The sequence below is a fragment of the Nostoc sp. C052 genome (assembly GCF_013393905.1).
Classification (GTDB): domain Bacteria; phylum Cyanobacteriota; class Cyanobacteriia; order Cyanobacteriales; family Nostocaceae; genus Nostoc.
On the sequence record NZ_CP040272.1, the window covers coordinates 4431236 to 4450770 of the forward strand.

Here is a 19535-nt window from a genome sequence, read left to right on the forward strand (position 1 = left end):
GAACAAGCATTTTGTAGCTGACTTCCCTAGTGAATTTTAGACTAAAGAGGAACTTTTGCTATGTCACAGTATGTACAGGATGTCCAAAATATTGTAATTGTTGGTGGGGGTTCAGCCGGTTGGATGACGGCAGCTTATTTGAGTAAAGCACTAGATAAAAATATTAATATTACTCTAGTGGAATCATCTAATATCACCAAAATTGGAGTTGGAGAAGCAACTTTTAGTACCATCAAAGTATTCTTTGATTTTCTTGGGCTACAAGAATATGAATGGATGCCAAAGTGTAATGCCACATATAAGATGGCAATTAAGTTTGTCAACTGGAATGCGAAGGGGCAACACTTCTACCATCCCTTCCAGAGATATGAGGTAATTGACGGCTTTGATATCTCGGAATGGTGGCTGAAAATGAAGAAAGACCAAGAAGCATTTGATTATGCTTGCTTTCTAATTCCTTGGCTGTGTGACCAGAAACTGTCACCCAAATATTTAGATGGTAAAGTCTTCGATCGCAAAGTTGAAAATGAATTTTCTCAAGAGCATATCGTCAAGAAAAATATCCTGGATAAGTTAAAGATTCAGTACCCCTATGCCTATCATTTTGATGCGAATCTACTGGCAAGATTCATGAAAGATTATGCAATGGAAAGGGGAGTGAAGCAAATTGTTGATGATGTGGTGGATATTAAGTTAACTGAGGATGGGAGTATAGATAGTCTCACAACCAAAAAGCATGGGATTCTCAGCGGCGATCTTTTCATTGATTGTACTGGTTTCCGTGGTCTTTTGATCAACAAAGCCCTTGGTGAGCCATTCATTTCTTATTCAGATTCACTATTGTGCGATCGCGCGATCGCCATACAAATACCAACTGATATCAAAAAAGATGGTATCAACCCTTACACCACATCAACTGCACTTTCCTCTGGTTGGGTCTGGAATATACCTTTGTATGGCAGAAATGGTACTGGGTATGTTTATTCGAGTGCATTCATTTCTGCTGAGGAGGCAGAACAGGAATTTCGCCAGCATTTGGGAGCCGCTGCTGATAATCGTCAAGCCTCTCATATCCAGATGCGGATTGGACGTAACAGAAACTCATGGGTGAAAAACTGTGTAGCAATTGGCCTTTCCAGTGGATTTGTGGAACCACTAGAATCTACTGGCATCTTCTTCATTCAACATGGAATTGAAGAGTTAGTTAGCCACTTTCCCAGCAAATCTTTCAATCAAGAGCTAATTCACAGCTATAACAAAGTTATCGCTGACTGCATAGATGGTGTACGAGAATTTTTAACCCTGCATTACTATGCTAGCGATCGCACCGACACAGAATTCTGGAAAGCAACTAAGAACAATATCAAAGTTCCAGAAGAACTACAGGAAAAATTACGATTATGGAAAAATAGACTGCCAAGCAACAAGACTATCAACCCGAAATACCACGGCTTCGAGTCTTACTCTTATTCGGTAATGTTGTTGGGGCTAAATTACATGCCTGAAAGCAGTCTTCCCATTTTAGAACATATCGAAAATCACAATGCCGAGGCTGCATTTTTGGAAATTAGGGAAAGAGCAAATTACCTAACTTCAACCTTACCGTCTCAGTATGAATACTTAACTCATGTAATGAAGTCACAAGAACAGTCAGAGTATCTTAATGCGGTTAGCGATCGCTCATATCAGATTCCTACACTAGTTTCATAATTTAGGAGAACCCAAGATGACGGTGAAACAAGTATGTGTGATTGGGGCTGGAGTCAGCGGATTAGTCTCAGCAAAGACGTTTCTTGAGGAAGGTTACGAAGTGACATTGTTCGAGAAACGGCAGGGACTTGGTGGTGTGTGGGAAAGGTCGAGGGCTTACCCAGGACTGTCAATTCAAAATCCCAGAGACACGTATGCTTTCTCAGACTTTCCTATGCCTGCCTCTTATCCAGAATGGCCTTCAGGAGAGCAAATATGCGCTTACCTTGAATCCTATGCCCAACACTTTGGTGTCACAGAAAAAATTAAGTTCGGTGCAAACGTCACCAAAGTGGAGCGCAAATCAGGAAATACTCTTGGATGGGTAGTTAGTGTTAGCTTTCAAAAAGATGGTAAGGAGATCGGAAAACAAAATTACGAGTTCGATTTTGTAATTGTGTGCAATGGTACTTATGATATTCCCTACATTCCTAACTTGCCGGGGATGGAAGAGTTCATTGCCACCGGAGGTCAGATAATACATACTAACAACTTTAATGATGGCTCTGTAATTGAGGGCAAGCGAGTGGTTGTTGTCGGTTTTGGCAAGTCAGCCACCGATTTAGCGAATCTTGCAGCTAGCAAAGCCAAGGAATGTACCCTTGTGTTCCGTCAAGCGCTGTGGAAAGTTCCTAACTTCTTTCTCGGTCTGTTGAACATCAAGTATATTTTCCTGAGTCGGTTTGCAGAAACTTGGATGCCCTATCATAAACTTCAAGGATGGGAAAAGTGGCTGCATAGTTTTGGCAAGCCGCTGGTGTGGGCATTCTGGCGGCTGAATGAAACTATCCTACGCTTACAGTTTCCCCTTGATGCTTGTGGGATGGTGCCCAAACAACCGATGAACAAATTGATTGGCTGTAGTATCGCCTTAGTGCCTAAAGGGTTTTTTGAGCATGTACGCGCGGGTAAAATTCGTGCTGTGAAGACAAAGATCAACAAGTTTTTTGCTAGTGGCGTCGAATTGGATAACGGCGAACGAATACAGGCAGATGTTGTTGTCTTTGGCACAGGTTTTGTTCAGGATATCCCCTTTTTAGAAGAGAAGTACCGCAGACATGTATTTGATGAAGAAGGCACTATCCATCTTTACCGCCATCTCATTCACCCTCATGTTCCACAAATGGGTTTTGTTGGTTATAACTATACTTTCTGTGCCCAGTTATCAGCAGAAATTGGTGCTAGGTGGTTATCAGAGTATGTCAAAGGAGGTATACCTTTACCATCCCCGCAACAGATGCTAGAGGATGTAACAGCAGAGTTGGAATGGAGGAAAAAAGATAGACCTTATGCTTTCGTCAGTGGAGCATGTGTAACTCCTTTTACATTCCATTACATTGATGAATTGCTTCAGGATATGGGTTTGAATAGCCGCCGTCAAGCAGGGAACTTGGTTGGGGAGTTTTTGATGCCAATAGATCCATCTGCTTACAAGCATCTGGGGGAGGAATTACAAGCAAAACAAAAACAACATCCATCTCTGAATGATTTGGCGATCGCCTCCGGCGGGGCATAGCCCATCGCGGCAAATGTAGAGGTGACAAGCGTTCGTTGATATCTTCCGAATATGCTTTGGCGAAGTTCTCAACCGAACCATATACTAAATTTACGTGAGTCTCCAACTGGGACTCACGTAAATTTTTCAGTATCGTTAGCTTGTCTTAGGGATTTCCAAAAAAAATATCCAATAACTCTTGTGGGGTGGGCGACACGAGAGCCCAGTCCATAGGGCGCTCATGTTGCCCACCCCACAATATTGAATAATTTCTTTCTTGGAGTTCCCTTATTGTTGCAGTGGAATCTCAATCACAAACTCAGTCCCCTCTCCGAGAGTTGATTCACAGCTTAACTGACCCTTGTGTTTGTCTACTACCACTTGATAGCTAATTGATAACCCCAACCCCGTACCACTTCCTACTGCCTTAGTGGTAAAAAATGGATCAAATATTTTCTGCTGCACCTGTGCAGTCATCCCATAACCGTTATCAGCAATCCGAATCTTCAACGTGTTTACTTCTCCTAATTCAGTACGAATAAGAATCTGAGGATTTTTCCTTGGAGAATCTTCTCTATTGTTGTAATCCTCTAAAGCATCGATCGCATTACTTAAAATATTCATAAACACTTGGTTGAGTTGACCGGCATAGCAAATAACATCGGGCAGTTGTGCGTATTCTTTAAAGACCTCAATTTCCGGGCGATCGCTCTTTTCTTTGAGTCGGTGCTGCAAAATCATTAGAGTACTGTCGATGCCTTCATGGATATTGACAGGCTTCATTTCCGATTCATCTAGACGAGAGAAGTTACGTAAGCTCAGAATAATATTTCGGATACGGGAACTTCCCACCTTCATCGAGTCGAGAATCCTTGGGAGGTCTTCTGTCAGGAATTCTACATCCATTTCCTCAATTTTTTGCTCCACTATTGCTGAGGGATGGGGATATTGTTGCTGATAGATATTAATCAAATCTAGCAATTGTTGAACATAGTCACTTGCGTGAGTAATATTACCATGAATAAAATTGATAGGGTTATTAATTTCATGGGCAATTCCCGCCACCATTTGCCCTAATGAAGACATTTTTTCGCTTTGGATTAATTTACTTTGGGCACTTTGTAATTCTTCTAGAGCTTCTTGCAAATGCTGGTTTTTTTCGTTAAGTTCTGCTGTTCTTGCTACCACCCTTTCCTCTAATATATGACTGTACTTCTCCAATTGCTCATTCGCTTCAGCTAAATTATTGTAGAGAATGGCATTTTCTAAAGAGATTGCAGCTTGGATAGTTAAAAGCTTGAGAACTTCTAGGCGATCGCGTGTAAATGCTCCTGTAGTTAAATTATTTTCTAGATAAATCAGTCCCAGCAATTTGCCCTGGTTAAGCATCGGAATACATAATATGCTCTTTGGCTCCTCACGGTTAATATAACGATCTACTGCAAAAGAAGCTTTCGCTTTAATGTCATCAATTACTAATATTTCTTGGGTTCGTTTGACATAATTAATTAAAGAGATAGGAACACAATCGCTAGATTCTAAAGGAATAGATAAAAACTCTGTGTGAGTATCTCTAAAAGTAGAACCAGGACTAATTGCGGCAACAGTTAAGTCTAAATTATTAGCTTCACTCAATATCAGCACACATTTAGAAGCTCCTGCATTCTCCATGACAACTTCCATTAAAGTAGAAAGGAGTGCCTCCAGTTCAATCTCTCCAGACACGGCTTGAGAAGCTTTAATCACAGTTCCCAAATCTAACATATCTGAAATACTAGTGTTGGAGCCAATCACAGTTTCATTCGTAATTAGAGTAGATTTATTGCTAAGTGTAGATAGGTGTAGACTCAGTTCAGGTAGATTTTTTTCACTATAAGAATAGCTAGGTTCTTCTTGCTGAATGATGGGGAGAAGTAATTGAGGATAGCATTTTTGCAAGTCATAAACTTTGGCTAATGCTCCCCAGCGAACATAGCAATAGTAGGCATCAGTGAGATAGAATTGGGCAATTCTTTGTTTACCCCATTTGAGATAAAATATAGCCGCTAATTCGCAAGCAAGAGCTTCTTCGTTAATGTAATCATTTTCTTTGGCAAGAGAAATAGCTTTCTCATAATTATCTATCGCTTCAAGATATTGATTAAGAACTCGATGCCGTTCTGCCTCTACTAAATAAAATTTATGCAAATGGTTCATGGGAGCCTGATCTCCCCAATTTTGCATTTTTTTCTGATTTTCTGTCACTCTATGCAGGATTTCTTTTTGTTCAAATTCATCGAAATCAGCATATACTGCTAGATGCGTCAATGAATCGTAGAAATAAAATTGAGCAGTAATAAACATGCCGACACCAGCATATAAGTACTTCTCTGCCATGACAGTATTTTTAAGAGCTTGAGAGTAATCAGCCAGCAGATAACATACCTGAAGTTTGCAGAAATATAGGAAAAATAGTGCGACTCCATCTTTAGCTTTCAGATGAAGTGGTAGCATTTTCTCTTCATCATAGGCTGCACCAATTAAACTCTGCGGATTTTGAACATCTCCTAGCAGATTCAAGATTGTTTGCCGAAATATTTCATTCCAATAAAATACTCTTTCTTGCTTTATTTGCTTAATGGTCTTGCTATATACTTCTATATCTTGTTCAAGTTTTATGAGTTCTTGTCCTGTAAAGTATGCATGTTGGGAGTAACCATAAAGAGCATAAGCGGCAAATTCCATATCTCCGACTTCGAGATTAGTCGTATAAGACTCAAGTAAGGGTTTCAATGTTTGCTTTAGATGCTCTTTCCAATGTCTGACAAGGTGATTAAATGTTTCCATAACCTTGCCAGTTACTTCTTTTGTTTGAAAATTAGGCAACAAACTATCAGCTAGTTTCCCAAATTTATATCCAGAATCAATATCTCCTATTACCCCACACAACATTACTCCATACATCACATACGCAAAAGCAGACAAAGGAGAATTACCAAATTTGATCGATAAATTGATCTGTTTCAGAATAATAAACAGTAATAATTCCGGCGCAACTGTATAAGCAAGACCAATTGAACTAGATAGAATACGCATGATTATCAGTGGTTGCGCTTCTGTAATTTCAGGCAGTTCAATTAAGTTTTGAATAGACCTATTAGCCAACTTTGCAGATGTTGTCTCTATCGCTAACTGAATATCGGATTGGCTAGGATTTGTAGGGAACTCTACTCCCAAAGTTTTCAAAAAGGTTTTTGCAATATGGACAGCTTCTAGTTCTTTTCCTTGTGCGCCATAAGACTGTATTTTAACTTCATAAGCTTTCACTTGATCTAGTGGAGTTTTCGCTTTTAGCAACACAACCTGGACAAATCTTTCTGTGTGTTCAAAGTCACCACTGAGATATGCCGCTTCTGTTGCCGTATTATACAAAGCTAAGGTGAGATCATATTTAGTATCCCAACTATCATCTGCTAGTAGCTCAATTCCAATAGTTAAATACTTCAGTGCCGATGAATAAGCTGTTGATACCAAAGCTTTACGTCCAGCCATCAAACTCATTTCAGCTAACTCATTACGTTTAGCTTGATGGGTAATAAATTCGGCTGCAATATTGAAATGATTGACAAGCTCAAAAATATTTTCTTCCCGTTCGGCAACTGGAGTATTGTTCAAGAGAAGCAGCCCAATTTTTAAGTGTATTTGCTTTATTTCGTCTTTGGGAATTAGAGAATAAGCTGCTTGCTGAACTCTGTCATGTACGAATTTATATTTTGGTAGTTGGGCGTTAGTAAGTGATAAATTTTCCGATTCTCTAGTTGAAAAGCTTAATAGGTGTCTATCATTTTCTGGTGTAAAATTATAACCATCTTTCTGAGGTATAACCAGTCCTTCAAGTAATGCTTGCCATAAGTCAGATGCAGTATCTATTAAAGATTTTTCATTAACAAGTGACAATGTTTTTAAGTCAAACTCATTACCAATGCAAGCAGAAATTTTTAATACATTTTGTACATTTTGGGGCAGTTTTCCTATTTGGATGCCCATAAACTCTACGACATCATCTGTAAGAGATAAGGTTTTAATTTTGGTAATATCGTACTTCCAATTACCTGCATTAAAATCTAATTCAATTAGTCCGTCATCATATAATAGTTTGAGAAATTGAGATGTAAAAAAAGGGTTTCCTTTCGTTTTGAAAAACACCATTTGAGTCAGAGGTACAGCAATAGTTTCTGGACAACGTAGTGTATCAGCAATCATCTGATTTAAATCAATCTGACTTAAAGGTGAGAGTTTAATTGTATTAATTACTGCTCCTACTTTGGCAATTTCCTGTAGTGTCAAATGTAGCGGATGTAGATTTGAAACTTCATTATCCCTATAGGCACTAATTAGTAGTAAGCTACCTTTGCTTTCAGATATATTCTCTTTATCTTTAGCAAGGGAAGAAGAATTTCCATCCATTAATAATTGAATAAACTTCAAGGAAGCCGTATCTGCCCATTGCAAATCATCTAGAAAAATAACCAGAGGATGATCTTTAGTAGTGAAGACCTGGATAAATCTCTGGAACAATAAATTGAAGCGATTTTGAGCAGCGCTACCAGCAAGTTCAGCAGATGGGGGTTGTTTACCAATAATTATTTCAAGTTCAGGAATTACATTAATGATTACCTGAGATTGCGTACTCAATGCCGATAAAATTTTGGTTTTCCATTGTTGAATTTGGGCGTCTGTTTCGGAAAGTATTTGACTAATTAAATCTCGCAAAGCTTGCACCAATCCTGACAACGGGATGTCACGTTGGAATTGGTCAAATTTTCCTTTGATGAAGTAACTACGCTGTCTGGCAATGGGTTTATGGACTTCATTAACCACAGCAGTTTTACCAATCCCTGAGTAACCAGAGACTAAAATCATTTCTGTGCTTCCCTTTGTCACCCGGTCAAAAGTAGTGAGGAGAATTTCAATCTCTCTTTGACGACCATAAAGTTTTTCAGGAATGGCAAAATGATTTGAGATATCCCGAATTCCTAATTCAAAGGCTGTAATATTTCCTTTCTCTTGCCATTGGGTTTGACATTTCTCCAAATCATACCTGAGTCCATGAGCGCTCTGATATCGGTCTTCAGCATTTTTTGCCATCAGTTTGCTGATAATATCAGATAAAACTGTGGGAATACTGGAGTTAATATGACTAGCTTTTGGCGGTTCTTTGGCAATGTGAGAGTAGACTAACTCCATCGGTTCAGTAGTACTAAATGGTAACTGCCCTGTCAGGAGTTCAAAGAAGGTGATACCCAAGGAATAAAAGTCGGTACGGTAGTCTATACCTCGATTCATGCGTCCTGTTTGTTCAGGGGAAATATAAGCTAGAGTACCTTCTAGGATGTTGGGATTTGTGAGAAATTTAATTTCTTTTGGTAATAGAGTAGCAATACTAAAATCGATGATTCTGGTCTTACCTGTTATCGGATGAATCAAAATGTTAGCAGGCTTGATATCTTTGTGAATGATGCGATGGTGATGTAGCCGTTCCAAAGTTGCACTAATTTCAATGGCAATACCGAAAAACTCACTCAATGAAACAGAATAATTTCCTTTTTTCTGCTCTTCTTTCTGCCAGAGATTAAGGGCAATACCACCAAAATCTTCCATTACTATCACATATCTATTGTGATATTTTTCTAGGTTTATTGGTTTGACTATGCCTGGAATTTCAAGGTTTTGGGTAATGGTATATTGATTATGAAACTGATTAATCTCAGTAAAATTAGGATCTTCATTACGCATCAGTTTTAAAATAACTGATTGCTGATCTTTTTGTCTAATAGCTCGATAAACTAAGGTTTTTTTACCTGAATATAATTGCTTAATAATCCGATAGCCAAGTATAGGAAATAATCTATCTGATTCTACTAACATTGTATCTAGTTATGATAATTTTCTTTCTATAGGTTTAGTATACCCAGAGCATAGTTGCTACTATCAGCGAGCAGTACGATTTTGCAAAGTGCTAAACATTAGGGTTATTAACCATAGTTTTGAAAGCAAGATATATTTTATAGCCTATAGTATGTATAACAAGACGAGAATTTACGTAAGTTATCACCAAATTACAAAAGCGATCGCACCCACATACCATTACCCATTAAGTTTTTCAGACTTCACTACTACCCATTGCGTCACAGGCGCCATTGCTCGCCAGCCCAGAAATTTACCAATGGGTTCCGCCCGTTGAATGGCAATACGAGTTAAATCGCCACCGACTCGTTCATGCCATTGAAATAAAGTTTGCTCACCCTCTACCGTCACCACATTTGCTACCAAACGCCCACCCGGCCGCAATGCTTGCCAGCAAACATCAAAAAGTCCCGTTGCTGTCACCCCACCACCAATAAAAATAGCATCTGGTGTTGGCAAGTCTTTCAGGGCATGGGGCGCTTTCCCTTCAATGATTTGCAGATTTGGAGTACCGAGAGTGCTGGCATTATCGGCAATGTATGGTAGTCTAGATGAGTTTTGTTCAATCGCGATCGCTCGACATCGCGCATTACTCCGCATCCATTCAATAGAAATTGAGCCGCAACCTGCGCCCACATCCCACAACAACGCTCCCGGTGTGGGTGCTAAAGCTGCAAGGGTAATTGCCCTAACTTCACGTTTCGTTAACTGCCCATCGTGGTGATAGGCGTTATCTGGTAGTCCTGGTAATCTTGGTAATGGAATCACCCCAGGATCAGCAATACAATCAACTGCGATCGCATTCAACACTGCAACTTCAGTTTCACCCCAAGATGCAGCCGTACCTTCTACAATTCTTTCATAAATGCCGCCCATACGCTCCAATACGGTGATTTTGCTGCCACCATAGCCGCGATTTGTCAAAATTTGAGCAACAATGGCGGGTGTGTCCTTCCCTTCGCTCAAAATCAACAGCCGCGCTTTTGGGTAAATGTAAGACTGGAGTAAGGAGGATGGACGACCATTTAAACTCAAGGTTTCCACCTCAGTTAAAGACCATCCAACCCTGGCACAGGCGAGACTGAAGGCTGAAGGTGCGGGGATAATCGTCATTTCAGAGACGGGAATTCGCCGCATCAAGGTAACACCAATGCCGTAACACATCGGATCGCCACTTGCGAGTACGCAGATTGACTGGCCACGACGCCTAATGATTTCGTCAATTGAAGTGCTAATGGGAGATGCCCAGACTAGTTTCTCGCGTTGGTCATCTTTAGGGAGCATTGCTAAATGGCGATCGCCTCCCACAATTACTTTAGCTTGAGTGATTAGGGAAAGAGCGATCGCACTTAACCCTTGTAACCCATCTTCCCCAATGCCGACGATAGAAAGCCATTTCTCTGTCATATTAATTTATAAGAAGAATTCAGAATTCAGGAGCGGAGCCGGAGACGCTCCGCCTCCGGTCAGAATTCAGTATGAGCGGATAGGGAATATTGGTTAAAAGCCAATACTGGTAAAGTATTCTGAATTCTGTATTCTGACTACTGGTTTTTTATAATCAAAGGCTCAAGTTCCCGATTATGCCATTGCCGCTGATACCATTCGGCAATCAAAGGACGGATAATAAACTTAGGCTGTCCATCGCCTTTAACATCAATGCGTAAACCTGAATAGGGTCGTCGCTTCTGAGAACCTTGACCGCTGCGACCAATGAAGAGATGCGATCGCGCCACTAATCTATTTTCTTCCATCAAATCTGCTCCCTCAATTCGCTGGCGGCGCAAACTAAAGCCACTACCACCACAAACAACCCAGTGGATATGAGAATCAGCGTGTCCTGTATCCATTGTCTCAAGGTGTTCCAAGCAGTGTGCGTGACCATTTAATACCAAATCTACCAAGGGACGCCCCTGAGTTAAAGAACCGATTTCTTTCGCTACTGCATCCAGCACACCACGTAAGCGATCGCGAACCATCAGAGTTTGGGCTTGTTGCCACTTTGTCGCCTCAGTTACATAAGGTGGATGATGGAAATAAATCACCCTTCCCCGAACTTCACTATTATTCCAAGATGCAATTAATCTTTGTTTAAGCCAGTCTAATTGTTCGATATCAGTTAGCGTTGTTTTATTAGTAGCTAGTTGTTTATCGATATCAACAATCAGTTCTTCAATTTGTGACATCTTGGCGTGGAAGTCGTCTAATTGGTCGGCTTCGCTGGGATTTTCGGGACGAAGTTTTGATGAATTTTCAATGATTTCCAACTTTTCTTGCTCGAAATCTTCACGGCGTTTTTCTAAGAGTTTGCGATTGGCATCACCTTCTTTGGTTTTAGGTAGAGGTGGTGGATCGTTAAACGTATTAGAATCCAACGCAAAAAAATCAATCCCGTTATAGCGAAAAGTGTAGTAGCGATTGGGAAGACGGGTAAACTGCCCAGGTTGATATGAAAGACAACGACCTGTATCTGTCTTGGCTGTGTAGTATTCATCTAAGTGGCTGGCTAACTCTCCCGGAAGCTGAAACGCCTTCAGATAGTCCAGAAATGCTCGTGCGTAAGCGTCACCGGTTCCTGAGCCATGCAGTCCCACATCTAAGTCTAAGCGCGATCGCAACAGGTGACGAATGGGTAATGTTGTTAAGGACGCCAAGCTTAATAGAATCGGCAAGTTATAGTAATCGTGATTTCCTAGTACAGGTAAAATGGGCAGCTTAAAAAGCATCCGATCGTAAGCAATCTGTTTGGAATGCTCTGTACCCACGAGAAACTCTCGGTAAGGCTGAATGAAGTTCTGTTGATAGTATTCACTCGATCCCACTAAATAGATCACATCCCCGGTGTGCAGCATAAAACGGGATTCGTTGTGATGAGGCAGCATGAGTTCAGCCACCTGTCGCTGCGGATTGTGTCCTCGGTGCTTGCCGGAACCACTATCACCTACAACTAAAAATGAGAACTCAGAATTATCTGTTTGACCATCCTCCAACACCAGCCGAGTTTGGTCGATGTTCCGTTCCACAATTAACGGATCTTGCCACCGTACCCGCTGATTCATTTTACGAATTTTGTTAGCGATCGCTGGATCGGATACAAGTTTCAATGCAACTTACTCCTGAATTTTTTACAAGAGATGAGGGAACTGGGGAGAAGCAAGGGAGCAGGGAGAATTTTCCCCTCAGCCCCCCGCACACCGCCCCTCTGCCTCTTTTCAATTCCCTCATTCTTCTACTGTGTCTTTCATCTCAATAGTCAGATTAGGGAGTCCTTCTAGTTTTTCTGTAGGTTCAACTTCTTCTACTAATGGCACAAAAATTCGTAAGCCTGCTGGTACACACTTAATTTCTACTGGTGTTGTGCCCACTATTTCACCATCTAACACAACCTTTTGTGGTGGTTCAGTCGTAATTTTAAATTGTTTGGCTCGCAGGAAACCAATATCATTCCGTTCTGTGGCGTTACCTGTAGAAGCCGTTTGAAATAGATGAAATGTCGCTGCGATCGCTCCTGCTTTGTTGGCTGGAGCTACAATCGTTAAATCTAGTAAGCCATCATCATAAATCAGACCTGCTGGCCCTTGAGCCAAAACTGAAGTGGCAGGCGCGGCATTTGCTACCGTTACCGCACAGGCACTAGTTTTAATTATCCTGTCTTCAGTTTCAATTTCAACATCAAAGTTATGTAAATTTCTTAATTGCTGGATTCCTGCCAAGATATAGGCCATCATTCCAAAGCGATTCTTGGAATCGCGGTCTGCCAATTCTACAGTTTCAGCCTCAAAGCCAATACCTGCCAAGAGTACCATTGGTCGATCGTTACAATAGGCTACGTCTACATGGCGGGTTCCTCCTTCCAAAATTGTCTCACACGCACCTGCGATCGTGTCAGGGATACCTAAAGCTGTGGCAAAAGCGTTTGCTGTGCCGCGAGAAATGATCCCAAATGGAATATCAGTACCCACTACAGCCGCCGCTGCTGCTGAAAGAGTACCATCCCCCCCCGAAGCAATGATTGCATCTACCCCTCGTTCTACTGCTTGATATGCCAGTTGGTCAGCGTCGATTTCTTCAGTTGTGAGATAAATATCGAGGTCAATATCTGGCTCTAATATTGCACGGATTTCTGCCAGTTCTATATCTGGGTCGCCCTGACCCGCAACAGGATTGAAGATGAGACAGGCGGAACGATTCATAAGGTATTACAACTAAGCTTGGATCATTAATGAAGATACCAAATTATTCTTAGCATTCCTGTAAATTTTCAGCTTCCCTTTTGAGGCGGAGTTTTCTGGATATATTGGTCTTCAGGGTGATGTGCGATCGCATCATGCACCAAAAAAAATGAGAATCTTTGCCACAAAATTAGGTTAAATTTAATTAACAAACTTTAACATATATTAGCTGAACTACTTGATGTTGTAAAATAAGCAGTGGATTTTGTCGATTAACAAATTCGATGATAATTTGTCCATTTTTGGTAGCGAAGACCAAAACAATTGGACACGACCAGCATTTTCATTGCCCTAAATTAATATTACGGATGGGTCTAATTGACAAACCACTCATTTTGGTATTATTGCTTTTTCTTCTTCGGTATCACTCTTGCTCGATACTTTTTGATTGCTGGGGGAGCATACTTGCTCTTTTATTTAGTTCTAGGAAAGTCGCTTGCCAGCAGGAGCTTGCACTTGAAACCGTTGATGAGTTGTTCTATTAAAAAAGATATTGAATTATCAGTACTCTCCGCAGTAGTTTTTGCTATTTGTGGAGCGTTTATGATCTCAGAGTATAGTTTGGGAGCAACGCTGTTATATAGTGATTTATACAAGTACGGACTGTGGTATTTAGTAGTTAGCTTTATTGCAGTACTCGTTCTTCAGGATACTTACTTTTATTTCATCCATCGGATATTTCACCAGCCTCGAATTTTCAAATGGATGCATTATGGACACCACCGTTCGGGAGAACCAACACCTTGGAGTTCTTCTGCATTCGACTTCCCAGAGGCGATTGTACAAGGACTTTTCTTTGTCGGTGTAAGTTTCATAGTTCCACTGCATTTCATCACCTTAGTTGCAGCACTGATAGCTATGACAGCATGGGCAGTACTTACCCATCTTGGATTTGAAGTATTTCCTTCTTCATCTAAGACTTACTGGATTGGAAAATGGCTGATTGGTTCTAGGCATCATTCAATACATCATCGTAAATATAAAGTGCATTACGGTTTATATTTTACCTTCTGGGACAAACTGCTAGGTACTGAAGATCCTAATTATGAAAATGAAACCCACACAATGGAGTTTTAATTTCTGAATAAATCGAAGTTTTCGAGACGCGATAAATCGCCGTCTCTACAAGTGTTTTGGGCTGATCTGAGCTGAGCTGATTTGTAGCCGCAACTTTTAATCGCTATTCATCTTGATTTTTAGTTTTTTTATGAGTAAACCGAATTCCTACAAAAATATCGTAAATAAACTCTAAAAAGTCTTTTTTTTGTAGTAAGCCTGAAGTTTGATAACAGCCTTTTTCATCTAACAGAGGTTTCATCAAATAGTATGTAGACTGATATTTGTACCAGGGAATACAAGTCCATAAATGATGGATCAAATGATAGTTTTGTCCTAAAATTAGGATATTAAGAATTGGGCTAGGGTAGACGCGGGCATTTTTCCAGCGATCGCGTTCAACAAAAGGACGATGGGGCAAATAATCAAAAAATAAACCTAGTATTAATCCCACTATCCCAGAAGGCACAACCCAAAAGTTGAGAACGTACATTAAAAAATGATATTGAACTGAGATATAAACAATTGCAACAACAATTAAGCGGCTAATAAACCATTCCCATAGCTCATATTTGCGCCACAGTCGCCGTTGGAAGAAAAACACCTCATGGGACAAAAATCGAAATGCAATTAGCCACAGCGGGCCACCTGTAGAAACAAAATGATCTGGGTCATCTTTCGGATGATTGACATGAGCATGATGCTGCAAATGTACTCGCGTAAACACGGGGAAAACAAACCCAAGCATCAGGGCGCTACCATGCCCTAGAATGGCATTAATTACTCGATTGCGATGGGCAGATTGGTGACAAGCATCATGAATTACTGTCCCAGAACAATGTAAGGCAATCGTGTTAAAACTAAAGCACAACCAGTCTGGCCATTGCCAAAGCCAGTAACCACAATTAGATAACACCAACACTGTCACAGATGCCAAAAACAGTAGTAGCGTCGGATTAAAATCACCAGGAGGCGCTAACAATTCCTTCGGTGGAGCTTTCAGCAGCTTATGCGCTTCTGAAGTTACCGTTCTGACTTCTGTATCTACTACGTCTTTAAAAATGACTTCCGAGTTATTGCCATTTAGCTTTTTATAGTCATCAACGGCTGGGTCGATGATGATTAGGCTTTTGTCCGGGATGTCAAAAAAATTAGGATCTAAAGAGGTCATAATTTTCCTGGTCGTGATTCGTTGATAAAATAGGCTTTAAATCCCAAACTCAGCCAGCACAGAATATATTTCTTGCCCCGATTAGAGAGATAAAAAGATTGAAAATTTAGCCAATACTCTTCTATATTTAGATTAGATATGGCTTGTAGGAAATAGCAGATAAAGAGAATTTTAAATTCCTTTCTACTTACTTGTGATGCTACCAACAACGGTATACATATTTTGCTTTGATCTCGACATTTATCGATTTCCCAAGGCAATGTTTTTCCGATGTGCTGAGATTATGCTGTATTATTGCTTTTGTGAAAAACAATTTTCAACAATATAAAGAATACAGTTATTTGAATGATAAACGCAAGAGTTTTGTCGGAATCTGAGGTATATGAAAGTATTTTAAACATAGATATCATACTTCTAACAAAATGTATATTTTATTTGCTTAAAGAAACATTTTATCCCTTTTTTGGGAAATTTTATAAGTATATATACTAGCGATCGCTTTCCCCGCCTTGAGATTCCCTAAAACTCCACAGCCTTTATACTCTTGGGGATCTTTTTACCTCTAGCTGCGACTTCTAGTCATTCGAGATGTATATTTGCAAAATTTGGATGCTCCCAAATTAAGATTCTTGACTTATTAACTAATTCATGTAGTTTGGTGAGATAAAGTCAAGGTGAAGACTTACGCAGTATACAAATCAACATTAAGTACGAAAGAATCTATGCGTTGTTTATCCCTCTTGCTAGTAAATATACTAGCTTTTAGCAGCTTACATACTCCTAGTGTTACAACAGCAAGCACAACATCGAATTTACCAAAAATGCAGTTAGCTCAAAAGCTAAACTGCAATAATGCTCAAACTCAAGCAGTAATTAATGAATGCGCGAAGTTATCTTATCAGAATGCAGATAAAAAACTGAATCAAGTTTATCAACAATTGGTATCTACATTAGAAAGGTCTAGAAAACAAAAATTGATTGCTGCACAGCAAGCATGGATTAAGTTTCGAGATAACAATTGTGAGTTTGAGACAAGTAAATATGAGGGCGGAAGTATTTCCCCCACAATTTATTTTGGTTGTCTAGAAAATATCACAAAACAGCGTACTCAACAATTACGAGAATATCTCAAACCTGACGCTTAAGCGTGAATTAAGGGTGCATAGCTATGCATCATTAGGGACTGACAAATAAAAAAACATTCAATTAACTCTTGTGGGATGGGCGTCTTGCTATTGGTGTTAACTTAAGCTGAAACTCTTTTAAAACCTCGTTTCCAGCCGGAGGCTGGAAATGCAACTCAAAAGCGGCTCTGCCGCCAGAAAGAGAGGCGGAGCCTCAACGATGAGCATTCCCAGTCTCCGACTGGGAACGAGATAATATCTAAAAGTTTGTACTAGGCTAGTTTTTACGTTAAGTTGACACCAATGGCTAGATGCCCACCCCACAATATTGAACTCCTATATAACTGCTTCCCATTACAAGTAGGACTATAATTGGTCGAGTTGCTTGAGACGGTAGCCTATACCGTGAACTGTTTCAATAAAATCTTCAAAAGCTCCGGCTGCTTTGAGCTTTTGACGTAGGCTTCTCAGATGAACCTTCACAGCATGTTCTTCTGGAGGAGAATCTAATGACCAAATATGTTCAATAATCACGCTGCGACTAAGAACACGACGACCATTTCGCAGTAATAACTCTAAGATTCCGTACTCTTTTGGGGTTAAATGTAGCATATTTTTTCCATAGCTCACTTCATAAGTGCTTGGGTTGAGGTGCAGATTGCCCCATTCCAAAATCGGCGGTGATGAAACATTACCCCGACGAAGCAAGGCGCGAATTCGGGCAAATAGTTCTTGTAAATCCACGGGTTTCACTACATAATCATCGGCTCCGGCGTCGAGTCCAGTGATTTTATCGCTAACGGTATCACGAGCAGTGAGCATGAGAACAGGCATACTATAGCTGTGCGATCGCAACCGATGACATAAACTAATTCCATCGAGTTCTGGCAACATCACATCCAGCAGCAGTAAATCATAATCCAGCATTTTGGCTTGATTCCATCCTGCCTCACCATCTGTCACCACATCAACCGTATAACGTTGATCTGTCAAGGCTTCTGCTAAAGTTTCGGCAAGGCGTAAATCATCTTCAACTAAAAGAATTCGCATAATTTTTTAAAGATACTTAGTTATATTTCAAACAATTGGCAAATTCTCATTGAGAAAATATTGCAAAAAGTAACAATTTCTCGATTTCGTTCCTTCTTTCCGATTTCTTTACTATTTCCTGAGTAATTTCCTTACTTTTGAGATGTAATTTTATATTTTATATGGGTTTCTAATAACCTCCTTAAGATGTTTCATAAGAACTCTATCTTTAGCCAGAAGATTTTTAGAAATGGCTTTTGGACTAAGTTTAGGTTTAGGTGTCAGATTTTTTGAAGACACTCACTTAACTTTTGAAAAAGGCAAAATAAGCAATTAAGCGTTTTTCTTTGCACCTGGAGTGCCTCTGCATAACACAGAAAATTATTTTATTTATAAGGGAAGGCAGGAGGCAGGAGTAAAGAATTATAAATGAAAACTTTAGTTTTAGCGTGGGTTATTACCCAGTTAAAAAAAGAATTGTATTGAGTAGAGTTCAGCAAGATACAAAGCATATTTAGCACGCTTTTAAACCTTGGTTACTTCTGACTCCTGAACTTAGAAGTTCATTCATTGAAAAATCCATATAAACACTGCATTCATCTCAAATTATTTGAAGCAAAACAATGTTGCCGCCACAAGCGCATAAAAAGCTCCAATGTTGGATAAGAAGCCGTCATTTAATCTGTTCGGGTCATTTTTTTATATTTGAAACCATAGACTATTCTTGCGTTGAGAGATTTAACGAGTGTATAGCCGCTCTAGGAGGTACATTAATTTCTGTTGAGCCGGTTGACAAAATTTGGATGGGCGATCATCGGCAGGTTTTTCTTTATCGTGTTAAAGCCAGTTTATTTACGCCTTGTCATCAATTAAGGCAATACTGGTTTAAGTATGGCAGTTTTTACACTAGATTTGATAAAAGTTGTTAATTGAAAAGGAAGTCAGAATCCAGAATGGGCTAAACGCCCCGCTACCGCTAACAGAATTGAATTTTGTGCGATGTTTACTTAGCTTGAGTTGCCCTCAAATTACCAAATGACAACCGATACACCGTATAATAAACGGGTTTAATTCCCCCACAAATTGAAAATTTGATGTTCTTAATTCTGACTACTGAGTTCTGAATTCTTCTTCAATCTGTATTTCTCACTCTGCTTTCATCTTTAACCAGCTAAATAACTGTTCTACTGTCAACTCTAAATCAACTCCATCTAGAACAGTCAATCTATCTTCTTTATGACAAAATTCTGGTTGTTGATGTGGTTTAAATATGAGAACTGAGCGGTCATCAGGATCAATTAACCATCCAAGCTGACAACCATATTTTAGGCAGTATAAAATATTGCTTGTAACTCGATTAGAACTCTGATCGGGAGAAAGAATTTCAATTGTCCAGTTTGGAGCAATTAGCACATCATCTACAGGTTCTCCGTTCTCGTCAAACTCAATTTGTTGCCAACGAATAACCGCTACATCTGGAACAATTGACCGACTACCAAAAGTACAACGCAACTCTGGAAAAGCATAAGCAATTTGTCTTTTCTCTGTGACTTCATTAATCCCATTAATCAATTTAGCTTGAAGGCGAGAGTGGCGCGTTTTCGGCATTGGTTTCTGGATAATTTCACCATCAATATAAATACTTGCAGGTTTGGTTTCTGGTAACTGGAGAAACTCATCTAGGGTTAGAGATGCAGGTTTTGCAACACTCATAACTTCTGCTACTCCAAAAC

11 protein-coding genes are annotated in these 19535 nt (G+C 39.9%); 4 read left to right on the forward strand and 7 right to left on the reverse strand.

Features of this window, described 5'->3' with window-relative positions:
* Positions 1-60 precede the first annotated feature (60 nt).
* Together FD723_RS18025 and FD723_RS18030 are read left to right on the forward strand one after the other, a co-directional pair.
* Positions 61-1710: a tryptophan halogenase family protein gene (locus FD723_RS18025; protein WP_179066549.1), complete on the forward strand. Its 1650-nt coding sequence runs from the start codon at positions 61-63 to the stop codon at positions 1708-1710.
* Positions 1711-1726: 16 nt separating this feature from the next.
* Positions 1727-3265, forward strand: coding sequence for an NAD(P)/FAD-dependent oxidoreductase (locus FD723_RS18030; RefSeq protein WP_179066550.1), 1539 nt, complete (start codon positions 1727-1729; stop codon positions 3263-3265).
* A 267-nt stretch (positions 3266-3532) separates the two neighbouring features.
* On the opposite strand, the gene FD723_RS18035 is transcribed toward FD723_RS18030, so the two are convergent.
* The 4 genes from FD723_RS18035 to FD723_RS18050 all read right to left on the reverse strand — a co-directional run bounded on the left by FD723_RS18035 (position 3533) and on the right by FD723_RS18050 (position 13383).
* Positions 3533-9151, reverse strand: coding sequence for an ATP-binding sensor histidine kinase (locus FD723_RS18035; protein ID WP_179066551.1), 5619 nt, complete (start codon positions 9149-9151; stop codon positions 3533-3535).
* 219 nt (positions 9152-9370) lie between these two features.
* Positions 9371-10597: a precorrin-6y C5,15-methyltransferase (decarboxylating) subunit CbiE gene (gene cbiE / locus FD723_RS18040; RefSeq protein WP_179066552.1), complete on the reverse strand. Its 1227-nt coding sequence runs from the start codon at positions 10595-10597 to the stop codon at positions 9371-9373.
* Between the two features lie 137 nt (positions 10598-10734).
* Positions 10735-12294, reverse strand: coding sequence for a metallophosphoesterase (locus FD723_RS18045; RefSeq protein WP_179066553.1), 1560 nt, complete (start codon positions 12292-12294; stop codon positions 10735-10737).
* 117 nt (positions 12295-12411) lie between these two features.
* Entirely contained in the window at positions 12412-13383 is a 972-nt protein-coding gene (locus FD723_RS18050; protein WP_179066554.1) for a YegS/Rv2252/BmrU family lipid kinase, read from the reverse strand.
* 507 nt (positions 13384-13890) lie between these two features.
* Here FD723_RS18050 and FD723_RS18055 point away from each other — a divergent pair.
* Entirely contained in the window at positions 13891-14499 is a 609-nt protein-coding gene (locus FD723_RS18055) for a sterol desaturase family protein (protein WP_306296983.1), read from the forward strand.
* A 103-nt stretch (positions 14500-14602) separates the two neighbouring features.
* On the opposite strand, the gene crtR is transcribed toward FD723_RS18055, so the two are convergent.
* The gene (gene crtR / locus FD723_RS18060; protein ID WP_179066556.1) at positions 14603-15649 is read right to left on the reverse strand and encodes a beta-carotene hydroxylase; all 1047 of its coding nucleotides are present in this window, start codon (positions 15647-15649) and stop codon (positions 14603-14605) included.
* Between the two features lie 722 nt (positions 15650-16371).
* Between crtR and FD723_RS18065 the strand changes: the two genes are divergently transcribed.
* Entirely contained in the window at positions 16372-16794 is a 423-nt protein-coding gene (locus tag FD723_RS18065) for a lysozyme inhibitor LprI family protein (protein ID WP_179066557.1), read from the forward strand.
* A gap of 345 nt (positions 16795-17139) precedes the next feature.
* Here FD723_RS18065 and FD723_RS18070 read toward each other — a convergent pair whose 3' ends face one another.
* Both FD723_RS18070 and FD723_RS18075 read right to left on the reverse strand, forming a co-directional pair.
* Positions 17140-17823 carry a response regulator transcription factor gene (locus tag FD723_RS18070; RefSeq protein WP_179066558.1) on the reverse strand — a complete coding sequence of 228 codons (684 nt, stop codon included), beginning with the start codon at positions 17821-17823 and terminating at the stop codon, positions 17140-17142.
* Positions 17824-18948: 1125 nt separating this feature from the next.
* A complete protein-coding gene (locus FD723_RS18075) occupies positions 18949-19515 on the reverse strand; it encodes a Uma2 family endonuclease (RefSeq protein ID WP_179066559.1) in 567 nt (188 codons plus the stop codon).
* Between the last annotated feature and the right edge of the window lie 20 nt (positions 19516-19535).